General features: G+C 67.7%; 14 protein-coding genes. 4 read left to right on the plus strand and 10 right to left on the minus strand.

Annotated features, from left to right (window positions below; genetic code table 11):
- Positions 1–177: 177 nt before the first annotated feature.
- The 3 genes from ACUSIJ_RS09860 to ACUSIJ_RS09870 form a co-directional block, all read right to left on the minus strand.
- A complete protein-coding gene (locus ACUSIJ_RS09860) occupies positions 178–381 on the minus strand; it encodes a hypothetical protein (RefSeq protein WP_449308210.1) in 204 nt (67 codons plus the stop codon).
- A 360-nt stretch (positions 382–741) separates the two neighbouring features.
- A complete protein-coding gene (gene cysP, locus ACUSIJ_RS09865; RefSeq protein WP_449308283.1) occupies positions 742–1,746 on the minus strand; it encodes a thiosulfate ABC transporter substrate-binding protein CysP in 1,005 nt (334 codons plus the stop codon).
- A 151-nt stretch (positions 1,747–1,897) separates the two neighbouring features.
- A complete protein-coding gene (locus ACUSIJ_RS09870) occupies positions 1,898–3,037 on the minus strand; it encodes a 2'-deoxycytidine 5'-triphosphate deaminase (RefSeq protein WP_449308211.1) in 1,140 nt (379 codons plus the stop codon).
- A 238-nt stretch (positions 3,038–3,275) separates the two neighbouring features.
- On the opposite strand from ACUSIJ_RS09870, the gene argE reads away from it, so the two are divergent.
- Positions 3,276–4,436, plus strand: a complete 1,161-nt coding sequence (gene argE / locus ACUSIJ_RS09875) for an acetylornithine deacetylase (RefSeq protein WP_449308212.1) — start codon at positions 3,276–3,278, stop codon at positions 4,434–4,436.
- A 144-nt stretch (positions 4,437–4,580) separates the two neighbouring features.
- Here argE and ACUSIJ_RS09880 read toward each other — a convergent pair whose 3' ends face one another.
- A complete protein-coding gene (locus ACUSIJ_RS09880; RefSeq protein ID WP_449308213.1) occupies positions 4,581–4,904 on the minus strand; it encodes a YnfA family protein in 324 nt (107 codons plus the stop codon).
- A 184-nt stretch (positions 4,905–5,088) separates the two neighbouring features.
- Between ACUSIJ_RS09880 and ACUSIJ_RS09885 the strand changes: the two genes are divergently transcribed.
- Together ACUSIJ_RS09885 and ACUSIJ_RS09890 are read left to right on the plus strand one after the other, a co-directional pair.
- On the plus strand, positions 5,089–5,685 hold the full coding sequence (locus tag ACUSIJ_RS09885) for a biotin transporter BioY (RefSeq protein WP_449308214.1): 597 nt from the start codon (positions 5,089–5,091) through the stop codon (positions 5,683–5,685).
- A 35-nt stretch (positions 5,686–5,720) separates the two neighbouring features.
- Positions 5,721–6,161 (plus strand): DUF1284 domain-containing protein, encoded by a 441-nt coding sequence (locus ACUSIJ_RS09890; RefSeq protein WP_449308215.1) that lies wholly within the window; start codon positions 5,721–5,723, stop codon positions 6,159–6,161.
- 36 nt (positions 6,162–6,197) lie between these two features.
- Here the strand turns inward: ACUSIJ_RS09890 and msrB are convergent, their stop codons facing one another.
- Positions 6,198–6,623: a peptide-methionine (R)-S-oxide reductase MsrB gene (msrB, locus tag ACUSIJ_RS09895; RefSeq protein ID WP_449308216.1), complete on the minus strand. Its 426-nt coding sequence runs from the start codon at positions 6,621–6,623 to the stop codon at positions 6,198–6,200.
- Here msrB and ACUSIJ_RS09900 point away from each other — a divergent pair.
- On the plus strand, positions 6,616–6,771 hold the full coding sequence (locus ACUSIJ_RS09900) for a hypothetical protein (protein ID WP_449308217.1): 156 nt from the start codon (positions 6,616–6,618) through the stop codon (positions 6,769–6,771). The genes msrB and ACUSIJ_RS09900 overlap by 8 nt on opposite strands.
- A gap of 34 nt (positions 6,772–6,805) precedes the next feature.
- Here the strand turns inward: ACUSIJ_RS09900 and ACUSIJ_RS09905 are convergent, their stop codons facing one another.
- The 5 genes from ACUSIJ_RS09905 to ACUSIJ_RS09925 all read right to left on the minus strand — a co-directional run bounded on the left by ACUSIJ_RS09905 (position 6,806) and on the right by ACUSIJ_RS09925 (position 11,832).
- A complete protein-coding gene (locus ACUSIJ_RS09905; protein ID WP_449308218.1) occupies positions 6,806–7,399 on the minus strand; it encodes an ABC-type transport auxiliary lipoprotein family protein in 594 nt (197 codons plus the stop codon).
- A 65-nt stretch (positions 7,400–7,464) separates the two neighbouring features.
- Complete coding sequence (locus tag ACUSIJ_RS09910; RefSeq protein ID WP_449308219.1) at positions 7,465–8,580, minus strand: MlaD family protein; 1,116 nt, start codon at positions 8,578–8,580, stop codon at positions 7,465–7,467.
- A 65-nt stretch (positions 8,581–8,645) separates the two neighbouring features.
- Positions 8,646–9,488 (minus strand): ABC transporter ATP-binding protein, encoded by an 843-nt coding sequence (locus ACUSIJ_RS09915; protein WP_449308220.1) that lies wholly within the window; start codon positions 9,486–9,488, stop codon positions 8,646–8,648.
- A 22-nt stretch (positions 9,489–9,510) separates the two neighbouring features.
- Positions 9,511–10,659, minus strand: coding sequence for an MlaE family ABC transporter permease (locus ACUSIJ_RS09920; protein WP_449308221.1), 1,149 nt, complete (start codon positions 10,657–10,659; stop codon positions 9,511–9,513).
- 138 nt (positions 10,660–10,797) lie between these two features.
- Positions 10,798–11,832, minus strand: coding sequence for a glycosyltransferase family 4 protein (locus tag ACUSIJ_RS09925; RefSeq protein WP_449308222.1), 1,035 nt, complete (start codon positions 11,830–11,832; stop codon positions 10,798–10,800).
- Between the last annotated feature and the right edge of the window lie 110 nt (positions 11,833–11,942).

An 11,942-nucleotide genomic window follows, 5' to 3' on the forward strand; every position in this document is an offset into this window, starting at 1 on the left:
TTCCGGAGCCGGCGGAGACCACCCCGGCCGGCAATACGCCTCGGAAAACTCAATAGACAACTTCTACCGTCGGCGGCCGACCTTCAGCCGGCGCCGACCGGAAATCGCACAAGCAATCGGTCCCTGGCCGTGCGGGCCAGACCGGAGGCCGATGAGCAGCGCCCACCGGCTTCGCCGTCACGCAGCGCGAACGGCGGGGCGCTGGGCCGTGAAGTGGCCGCACCAGTCCTCAGCCGTCACGACCGGCCACAGCGACTTGGCCACGTCGTCGGCCTTGGGCGCCGGGGGGTTGAAGCGGCACACGCCCGTGTCAGCCATGGAAGCCGTCTGCTTGGTGCTGTCGTCAAAGAAAACGCAGCCGGTGCAGGAAGTCGTGTTCATCGGAAATCTCCTCAGTCCAATCAGGTGGCGAGCGTCAATCGTCCGCACATACCCCTCGATCTGTGCGCGCTCATTGGAATAAATATAGATTAGATTCGTTCCAGAAAGCAAGCGAAAAAACGCCGCTCCCTGTGGAATAGCGTACCCTGCCGATCGAGACAGGATCATTTCATGTGATTTATCATATGGTTATTCTTTTTTGGGGGGCGTCCGCCGCCCCAATGCAAAAAAATCGCACACCCGAAGGTGTGCGGCGATGGTCGGTCGGCGATCCTTGCCCGCCCCAAATCAAAAACTGAGAGCATGTCATCATGTCCGTGAAATGATGACATGCTCTAGCGCGGGCAGGCCGGGCCGGGCTCAGTTGCGCGCGAAGAGGGTGTCGAGCGTCTTGCCGGCGGCGAAATGCTCTTCCGAGATTTTCTCCCAGCCGCCGAAGACGTCCTCGACTTTCAGCAGACGCACCTCGGGGAAACGGTCCTTGTGGCGTGCGGCCACGTCCGGATGATGGACGCGATAGAAGAAGTCGGCGAGGATCTCCTGCCCCTTCTCGCTGTAGAGGAATTCGAGGTAGCCGGTCGCAGCCTCCGTGGTGCCCTTGGCGGCGGCCACCTTGTCGACCACGCTGACCGGAAATTCCGCCAGGATGCTCACCGGCGGCACCACGACCTCGAAGCCCTTGTCGCCGTATTCGCGGCGCACGCCATTGACCTCCGACTCGAAGGTGATCAGGACATCGCCGAGCCCGCGCTCGACGAACGAGGTCGTCGCGCCGCGTCCTCCGGTGTCGAACACCGGAACGTTGGCGAAGAGGCGCTTGATGTCGGCATGCACCTTCTCGACGTCGCCGTTGTACTCCTCCAGCAGCGCGGCATAGGCGGCAAGGTAGGTGTAGCGTGCGTTGCCCGAGGTCTTCGGGTTGGGGAAGATCGGCTGCACGCCCTCGCGCGCCAGATCCGCCCAGCCCTTGATGCCCTTGGGGTTGCCCTCGCGGACGAGGAACGCGGGGAACGAGTAGAAGGGCGAGGCGTTGTTGGGCAGGCGCGCCTGCCAGTCGGCCGCGACCAGATCGCCCCGGTCGTGCAGGATCTGCACGTCCGTCACCTGGTTGAAGGTCACCACGTCGGCCTGCAGACCCTCGAGGATGGCGCGCGCCTGCGCGGACGAACCCGCGTGCGACTGCTTGACGGAAACCGTCTGGCCCGTCTTCTCCTTCCACTCCTCGATGAACACCGGATTGATCGCCGCGAACAGCTCGCGGGCGATGTCATAGGATGCGTTCAGCAACTCCACCGGCGGCTTGTCCGCCGCGGGCGCCGTGCCCTGCGCCGCCGCCGGGCCTGAAAGCGCCAGAAGCGCTGCGATGGCCAACCCCCCAAACCATTTCATATGCAGGTCCTTTCCGGTTACGGCCGTCCTGGCCGGGAAAACACCCTAATTCACGATATTTTATCGAGAAGGTCAACTTTTATCGCATAAACGACGGTAAATTATATAATTCACATCATATCCTGTGTTATATGCCTCCGGCTTGCGCCCCGGGGTTCCGGAAATCGCTCCGGAAGTGCTTGGACAGCTTCAGCCCCTGGGCCTGATAGTTCGACCCGGCATCCGCGCCGTAGAGCTTCAGCGGGCGCTGCGCCATGCGCTCGTAGACGAGGCGGCCGACGATCTGCCCGTCCTCGATGAGGAAGGGGACATCGCGCGAGCGCACTTCCAGCACCGCGCGCGCGCCGGCGCCGCCGGCCCCGGCGTGGCCGAAGCCGGGGTCGAAGAAGCCGGCATAGTGCACGCGGAATTCGCCGACCAGCGGGTCGAATGGCACCATCTCGGCGGCATAGTCCGGCGGCACGTGCACGGCCTCCTTCGAGGCGAGGATGTAGAACTGGCCGGGGTCGAGGATGAGCTGGCCCTCACCGTCGGCCGCGAGCGGCTCCCAGAAGTCCGGCACGGCATAGGCGTTGACCCGGTCGACATCGACGAGGCCGGTGTGGCGCTTGGCGCGATAGCCGACGAGCCGCTGGCCGCCGCCGGCGGGAAAGCCGGCGAGATCGACGCTGACCGCGACGCCGCCCTGGATCGACACGTCGCCGCCGACGACGACCTGCTGGCTTTCCTGCAGGGCGGAGAGTTCCGCATCCGTCAGGCGGCTGGCGCCGGCGCGGAAACGGATCTGCGACAGGCGCGAGCCCGTGCGCACCAGCACCGGGAAGGTGCGGGGCGAGATTTCCGCATAGAGCGCGCCGCGATAGCCGGCCTCGACCGCGTCGAATTCGCGCGAGCGGTCGGTGATGACGCGGGTGAACACGTCGAGCCGGCCGGTGGAGCTCTTGGGGTTGCACGAGGCGGACAACCCGGCGGGAAGCGCGACGCTCTCCAGCAGCTCGGCGATGTAGACGCAGCCCGATTCGAACACCGCCCCGCGCGTGAGGTCGATCTCGTGCAGTGCGAGCGTGGCGAGGCGGCGGGCGACGTCCCTGTCATGGCCCGGCAGGAAGCTCGCCCGCACCCGCCACGCGCGCCGGCCGAGGCGCAGGTCGAGGCTTGCCGGCTGCACCTGTCCGTCAGCGGGCGGCACGGCGAAACCGATGACGCCCGCCTGCGCGAGCGCGTGGATCGATTCGGCGGACTGGATACCGGGGAGGATGGCGCTCATGGTTGCCTCTGGGTGCCTCGAAAACGTGAAACGCATGAAACCACCGTCGCGCGGGCGCCGGCAGGCGGTGGAAAGGGTGGGCGTCGCTTGTCCTGATCGGGTCAGGGTGTAGGATCATCGTTGCGCGGCGGGTCCGTTCTGTCCAGCGCGCGCCCTATCATGACTCCGCCGGCGGCGAAAGTGCGGTAGGCTGTCAACAGCGCATGCACAAGCGACACCCCGGCAAATCGGAGCGATCATGACCGGTCGACGCCTCAGCCCCCTTGAGATGCTGGCCCGGCTGGTGGGCTTTCCGACGATCAGTTCGGAATCGAATCTCGATCTCGTCGCCTTCGTCGAGGCTTATCTCGCCGGCTGGGGCGTCGCGAGCGTGCGCATCCCCGACGCCACCGGCACGAAGGCCGCGCTCTTCGCCACCATCGGCCCCGCCGACAGGGGAGGGGTGGCGCTCTCCGCCCATACCGACGTCGTGCCCGTGGCGGGACAGGTGTGGGCGAGCGACCCGTTCCGCCTCAGGGTGGAGGACGGGCGCGCCTACGGGCGCGGCGCGGTCGACATGAAGGGCTTCTGCGCGCTGGCGCTCGCCGCGGTTCCCGATCTCGTCGCCGCCCGGCTCAAGACGCCGATCCACATCTTTCTGTCCTACGACGAGGAGGTCACCTGCCTCGGCGTGGTGGACGGCATCGGGCGCTTCGGCCGTGACCTGCCGCGGCCCGTCGCCGTGATCGTCGGCGAACCCACGGGGCTCGAGGTCGCGGACGCGCACAAGAGCATCGCCATGTACACCACGACCGTGCACGGCGCGCAGGCGCATTCGTCGAATCCCCGGCTCGGGGCGAGCGCCGTTCACGGCGCGGCGCTGATCGCGGCGGAACTCGACCGGCTGTCGCGGGAATACGAGGCGCGCGGCGATTCGTCCGGCCGCTTCGATCCGCCGTTCAGCACCGTTCATGTCGGGGGTCTCAACGGCGGCGTGGCGCGCAACATCCTCGCCAGCGAGGCCGCGATCCAGTGGGAGGTGCGCGGCCTGCCCGATCTCGACATCGAGGAGGTCCCGTCGCGGCTCGCGGCCTTCGTCGAGGCGGAGATCCTGCCGCGTTTCCGGCGCACCTTCGCCGGGTATGGCGTGGAGACGGGTTTCGACGGCCTCGTGCCGGCGCTCGCGCCGTCAGTCGATCCGCTGGCCCGGTCGCTGGCGCTGAAGGTCGCCGGGCGCAACCGCACCGTCACCGTGTCCTACGGCACCGAGGCGGGGCATTTCTCCAACGCCGGCATCCCGACCGTGGTCTGCGGTCCCGGCTCCATCGACCGCGCGCACAAGGCCGACGAATACATCACGCTCGACGAGCTCGCCGCCGGCGAGGCGTTCCTGCGCCGTCTGGCGGCAGAGCTTTCCTGAATGTCTCACTTCTTTGTCCTGAGCGAATTCTGATCGGAAAGCGCTTTGTGGTATCGAACCGGAAAGTGCGTACCTTTTTGGAAAATTTGATGCGTTAACAAATGGATAGAGAGAAATAGCGATTCAGGTTCAATGCATTCTTCTCTATCGCGGACCGGCAAGAATGACGGCCGCGCCGACAAGGCAGATGCCTGCGCCGGTGAGGTCCCAGCGGTCGGGGCGCACGCCCTCGATCGTCCACAGCCAAATAAGGGAGGCGGCGATGTAGATGCCGCCATAGGCCGCATAGGCGCGGCCCGCCGCATCGCTCTCGACCAGCGTCAGCAACCAGGCGAAGGCCATGAGCGACAGTGCCCCCGGCACCAGCCACCATATCGGCTTGCCGAGCCGCAGCCAGGCCCAGAACGAGAAGCAGCCGGCGATCTCGGCGAGCGCCGCGGCGGGATAGATCAGGGCGTGCTTGAGCATGGGCGGTGTCCGGGTCGGGAAGCGTCACCGCTGCGGCCGGTGTCGCGACTGGCGAGGGGCTGGAATGGGGTGCAAAGCCTGCTATAAGCGAGCAATATCGGATATGCGGCTGTCCATCAAATGGCCGCCGCAAACAGCCGCCTGAACGATGCGCTCGGGCGGCGGCGTCAGAAAGGGTGAATACATGTCGGGAACTCTGTCCGCTGGGGTCGCAAGGCCGTCCTTCAGTCCGCTGCGCCTGCAGGAGCGCACCCTCGCGCTGCAGATCGCCGCCGTCGTGGCCGGCACGCTGTTGCTGGCGCTGTCGTCCTACATCGCGGTGCCGATGGTGCCCGTGCCCGTCACCATGCAGACCTTCGCCGTCACGCTCATCGGCGCGCTCTACGGCTGGCGGCTCGGTGCGGTCACGGTCGTGGCGTGGCTCGCCGAGGGGGCGGTGGGCCTGCCGGTGTTCTCCAATGGTGCGTCCGGGCTCATCGTCTTCGCCGGGCCGACGGCCGGCTATCTCTTCGCCTTCCCCGTCATGGCCGCGCTCACCGGCTGGCTCGCCGAACGCGGCTGGAACGGACAGCGCCCCTGGCTCGCCTTCACGGCTGCGCTCGCCGCCAACCTGCTCTGCCTTGTCATCGGCGCATCGTGGCTTGCGACGATCGTCGGCATCGAGCGGGCGATCGCGGCCGGCGTGCTGCCGTTCCTCGTCGGCGCGGTGCTGAAGTCCGGCCTGTCGGCGACCGTGCTGGCGGGCATCGCCCGCGTGCAGGCAAGGAAAGTCCAAGGCTGACGGGTCTTGGCTGACGGGTTGGCTGACGGCCTGCCGTGACGGTTCGCCTGCGCGGCCATCACCTGCTCTGCGTGCTGACTTACGTCGGCAAGGGCTATACGCCTGCTTTCACCGCCAATCTCGATCGGATCGCCGGACGGCTGTCGGAAGGCGAGGAGGTGTTGCTGGTCGACGGGCCGGACGACATATGCGCGCCGATGGCGTTCGCGTGCGGCGCGCACTGTCCCTCCGACGACATCCGCCTGCGCGACAGCGAGGCGCTCGCCGCCGTCGGCCGGACGCTGGGGCGCGCGCTTCAGGTGGGTGGACGGCTGTGCCTGACGCCGGCCGTTGTCGCCGGCATGCGCGCGGCCTTCGCCGGGGCCCGTGCCGGCGAGGCCGGCCTGCGCCGGGCCTGCGGCGGCTGCGAGTGGTCGTCGCTATGCACCGATATCGCCGGCGGCGGCTATCCGGGCGTCAGGCTGCGGATGCGATAGAGTCCGTTCCGAGCTCGGGGTGATCCGCCGGGACGGTCAGGCGCCGCGCGCGTCCGGGCCCCCGGCATCGGACTGGTCCAGCGGCACGAAGTTCAGCGCCAGTCCGTTGATGCAGTAGCGCAGGCCGGTGGGACGCGGGCCATCGGGAAAGACGTGCCCGAGATGCCCGTTGCAGTTGTTGCAATGCACCTCGATCCGCAGCATGCCGTAGGAGCGGTCCTCCTGCGTGCCGACCGCGCCCGCCACCGGCTCCCAGAAGCTCGGCCAGCCGGAACCGCTTTCATATTTCGTCGTCGATTCGAACAGGACCTGCCCGCAATCGGCGCAGACGAACTGGCCTGCGCGCTTCTCGTCGTTGAGCGGGCTGGTGAACGGGCGCTCGGTGCCGTGCTCTCGCAGCACGGCGAATTGCTCGGGCGTCAGAACGCCACAGAAGCCGGGAACGGCGCGTGTCATGGTCATGCTCCCTGAAAATATTGTCCTGTTCCAGATGGGGGCGGACGACCGGATTGTCAAAGCGGCGGGCCTGATTGGTGGGTCCCCCAGAGCGTTTTCCGATTTCGTGAATTCGGAAAACGCTCTGCGCTTCTTTGAGTTGAGCGCATTCTGATCGATCAGACGGTTCCGTCTGACCGGAAAGCGCTCTAAGCCCACGCCACGAGCGCGGCCAGCACCTCGGCGAGCGCCGCCTCGAGCGCCACGGCGGCGCTCGCTCCCGTCACGCCGCCGCTGACGGGGACGCGGGCGGTGAACACCCGCGCGCGCACCACGTTGCCGGACAGGCTCTCGACCACGCGGGTGGAGATTTCCACCACCGCCGTGCCCGCCGCGCTGTCGATGTTGAACTGGCGCAGCTCCGTGTTGAGCTGGCGCGCGGTCACCAGTCCGTCGCCGGGGCGCCCCACCCGGCCGAGGCGGCCCGCGTCCTCGAAGGCGCGCACGATCCGCGTCTGCACGAGGCGGGGCAGCCGGTCGGCCCATTGGGCGTCGGAGAGCATGGTCAGCTCGCCCGCGCGCCCGCGCACGACGATGGTATTGCCGTCGAAGGTCTGCAGCGCCACCGGCTCGGCGATGGTCAGCGCCTCGCCACTGCGGGCGGCGGGCGTGCGGATGCTGGTGTGGGTCGTCAGGTCGAAGGTGGTGACGGGCTTCGTCCCGCATCCGGCGAGCGCGGCGAGCGCCAGCATGGCGGGAACGACACGGAACAGGCGCCCGGATGATCGTCTTCTGGCTGTCAAGGCGCGCTTTCCCTCGGGTTCGCGTGTTGGGGTTCGCGTGTGGGCGGTGCTGTCACGAAGCATTGTCAGCGTTGGCCCTGATATTGCGGCAGCGGCGGGCGGTTGCCGAACAGGAACTGCTGCGGGTTGCGCTGCACGTCCTGCAGCAGGCGGGTCAACTGGGCCAGCGCCTGCCGGCCCTGCACCGCCAGCGCCTGATACTCGCGCAGGCCCGGTCCCGCGAAGCTGTTGATGCCGGCGGTGATCTCGGCGGTGCGCGTGTCGAGATTGTCGGCGAGCGTGCGGAAGGAGCGCGCCGCCTCCGCGACCTGCTCGAAGGCGCTGTCGCCGCCGGCCGACGACAGGAAGTTCTTGAGCTGGTCGAGCACGCCGCTGATGCCGTCCGCCGCGACGCGCAGCTTTTCCGTGAGCGCAGCGGTGTTGGTGACGATCTCCTCGACACCGCCGCTGGAACTGCCGATGGCGTCGGTGAAGCGGTCGATATTGCCGACGATCTTGTCGACGCGCGCCGGATCGACCGCCTTGACCAGCGCATCGACATTGGTCGCGAGTTCCGTAAGGCCCGCCGCGAGCTCCCCGGAGTTGGCGAGCAGGGAGGCGATCTTGTCGGAATTGTCGCCGAGCGCCCGGGAGAACTGCTCGACGTTGCGCACTGTGTTGACGACCGGCTCGCGCGACTGCTCCACAAGTTGCTGCAAGTCCTCGATCATCGAGGTGGCGCGGGTAGCGAGCGTCTGGACGGTTTCGAGCATGTCCTGGAAGTCGGACCGCTCGCCGTAGAGGGTGGGCAGGGGCTGGCCGGGGGTCGCCTCGAGCCGCGGCGCGTCCGGCGCGCCGCCGGAGAGCTGGATCGAGGCGATGCCGGTCACCACCTGGAATTCGAGCTGGGCACGGGTGTCCTGCTTGATCGGCGTCGACCTGTCGATGGCGGCGATGGCCACCACATGGCGCGGATCGTCCGGCAGCAGATGCACGTTCACCACCTCGCCGACGCGCAGGCCGTTGAACAGCACCAGCGAGCCGCGCGACAGGCCGGCCACGGAGCCGGTGAAGATGATGCGGTAGCTCTCCCGCGAGGCCGCGGTGTTGGCGCCCGAGAACCAGTAGACGAACACGAATCCGGCGAAGATGACCGCGAGCGTGAACAGGCCGATCAGGGCGTAGTTGGCGCGTGTCTCCATCGTCTCTAACCCTTGGCCCCCGTACGCATCGCCTCAACTCTACTCAAACCCCGTCCGGTTCGGACTCAATTCTCCTCGCCCGCCCGCACGGCCTCGCCCGCCGCCGCGCGGGAGCGCTTGCCGTGGAAATAGGCGCGGATCCACGGATGATCCGACGCCAGCATGGTCTCGATCGGCCCCTCGGCCAGGATCCGGCCTTCCCCCAGCGCTGCGATCCGGTCGCATACCGAATAAAGGCTGTCCATGTCATGGGTTACCATGAAAACGGTCAGCCCCAAAGTTTTCTGCAACGTGGCGATCAGATCGTCGAACTCCGCCGCGCCGATGGGATCGAGCCCCGAGGTCGGCTCGTCGAGAAAGACGATTTCCGGATCGAGCGCCAGCGCCCGCGCCAGCGCGGCGCGCTTGATCATGCCCCCCGACAGGTCCGAGGGGAACTTGTCGGCCGCATCGGGCGCGAGGCCGGCCATCTCGATCTTCATCATGGCGACCTCGTCGAGCAGGCGCTCGGACATGTGCAGGTATTCCCGCATCGGCATCTGCACGTTCTGCTTGACGGTCAGCGCCGAAAACAGCGCACCGTGCTGGAAGAGCACGCCCCAGCGCCGCTCCAGCAGCCGGTGCTGGGCCTCGGATATCCTGTCGAGATCGTAGCCGAACACCTCGATGGTGCCGGCGCGCTTCTTGATCAGCCCGAGAATGGTGCGCGTCAGCACCGACTTGCCCGTGCCCGATCCGCCGACGAAACCCAGGATCTCGCCCCGGTAGATGTCGAGATCGAGGCCCTTCATGATGGTTTTCGGGCCGAAGCCGACCTCGAGGCCGCGCACGCCGATGAGGACCTCGCGGTCCTTGTTGTCGCCCGCTTTCCCTGTGGGCACGGTGGCGTTTTCGGGCGGCTGTTGCATGAATGCCTCGGACAAGGGCGCCTCAGAAGTCGATTGCCGCGAAGAACACGGCGAACAGGCCGTCCATGACGATGACCATGAAAATGGACTTCACCACCGAGGATGTCACCTGCTTGCCGAGCGATTCGGCCGATCCGCCCACGGCCATGCCCTCGCGCGAGGCGATGACGCCGATGACGAGCGCCATGAACGGCGCCTTCACGATCCCGACCATGAAGGTGGGGAAGTCGATCGCTGCCTTGAGGCGTGACAGGAAGATGTCGGGCGTGATCCCGCCATAGACCCACGCGACGAGGCCGCCGCCCAGCAACGCCGCCATGGCGGCGAGAAAGGCCAGTATCGGCAGCCCGATGAGCAGCGCCAGCACGCGCGGCACGATCAGCACTTCCACGGGATCGAGGCCCATGACCCGCAACGCGTCGATCTCCTCGCGCATCTTCATCGAGCCGATTTCGGCCGTGAAGGCGCTACCCGACCGGCCGGCGATCATGATGGCGGACAGCAGCACGCCGAGCTCGCGCAGCACCAGGATACCGGTGAGATCGACGACGAAGATCGCGGCGCCGAAGCGCTGCATCTGGAAGATGCCCTGCTGCGCCACGATGCAGCCGACGAGGAACGAGATCAGCGTGATGATCGGCACGCTGCGGAACGCGGTCTGCTCCACCTGGTTCACGAACGCGGGCACCCGGAAGCGCCACGGCCTGATCAGCAGGCGGGCGAGGCCGGCGACCACCTCGCCGAGAAAGCTGGTGCCCCGCGCCATCTCGCGGCCGAACTCGACCACCCCCTCGCCGACGTTTGCCAGGAAGTCGATGACCTGCGAGGTGCGCGCCTTCGGCTCGGCTTCGATGTCGCGATAGAACACCTTCTCCAGCAGCAGCCGGTGCTCGCCGCGCGCGTTATCGAACGGCACGTCGCCGGCGTCGCTGTCCTGCCGCGCCCTGTCGAGCACCCATGCGCCGACGGTGTCGAGCCGCCCGACCTGGCCGAGATCGATCGCCGCGCATTGCTTCCGGCCGTCCCGCAGCGCCTTCGTCAGCACGGCGGCCTGCCGCTCCACGTCCCCGGCCTGCGCCGAGACCCAGTCGCCTGTCAGGACGGCCGTGCGCCCGGCCGGCGTATCCTGGAAAGTGACGGTCGGGCTCGCGACATTCGGGTCCGTTGTCATGAGGCGTTCTTCAAACCGTCACGCGGGATGCCATCGGGGCCCCGCGCGGGCAGTGACGCGGGCCATTTATTCATATCTTTCAGTACAGGCAAACCCGATGCGTGTCGAGAGCGGGGGCAAGCGGCAGCGTGCTGCCCGTCACGCGGCGATGTCGCTGATGGCGGCGCTCTGCGGCGACTGGACGCGGCGGATGTTGTCGAGGAACTGGCGCGCGCTCGCCTGCCAGTTGAAGGTCAGCGCATGGGCGCGGCACAGATCGCGCGGGATGTCGAGCGCCGCGAGAGCGGCCGCGCGCAGATCGTCGTCGAGAACGCCCGTGCCGCTGTCGCCCACCACGTCGACGGGTCCCATGACGGGGAAGGCCGCGATCGGCAGCCCGCTGGCGAGCGCCTCGAGCAGCACGATGCCGAACGTGTCGGTGATGCTCGGGAACACGAACACGTCGGCAGAGGCGTAGATCGCGGCGAGATCCTCGCCGGTCTTCACGCCGAGGAAATGCGCCTGCGGGTAGCGGACGGCGAGCTGGGCGCGGGCCGGGCCGTCGCCGACCACCACCTTGCTGCCGGGCAGGTCGAGGGCGAGGAACGCCTCGATGTTCTTCTCCACGGAGACGCGCCCGACATAGAGGAACACCGGGCCGGGGAAGGCGTGCGGACGCTCGGCGCGCGGATGGAACAGATCGGCGTCGACGCCGCGCGACCAGCGCACCAGGTTGCGGAAGCCGCGCGCGGCGAGATCCCGCTCCAGCGTGGGGGAGCTCACCATCGTCGCCGCGCCGGCGTTGTGGAAGCGGCGGATGGCGGCGTAGGACCAGCGCTCCGGCACCGGAGCCCGCGCGGCGAGATATTCGGGAAAGCGCGTGTGGTAGCTGGTGGTGAAGGTGTGGCCGTCCGCGAGGCAGATGTGGCGGGCGGAGAGGCCGATCGGCCCCTCGGTCGCGATGTGGATGAAATCCGGCTTCACGCGGTCGATGATGCGCCGCACCTGCCACGGCATGGCGAAGGCGAGCCGGATCTCGCGATAGGTGGGCATCGGCACGGTGCGGAAGGCATCGGGCGTCAGGAACTCGATCTCGGCCCCCAGCGCCGGCGCTTCCTGCGCCAGATGCTCCAGGGAGCGAACCACACCATTGACCTGCGGACGCCACGCATCCGTTGCGATGAGGACACGCATCAGGCTGCCCGCCGCGCGCGCGAGCCACCGGAGGCGGGCGCCGTCTGCGCCGGCGCTTCCGCACCGTTCTTCTGCGCCGTCACGGGGGCGCGGGGATCGTCATAATCCCC

The organism is Pseudochelatococcus sp. B33 (assembly GCF_053570585.1).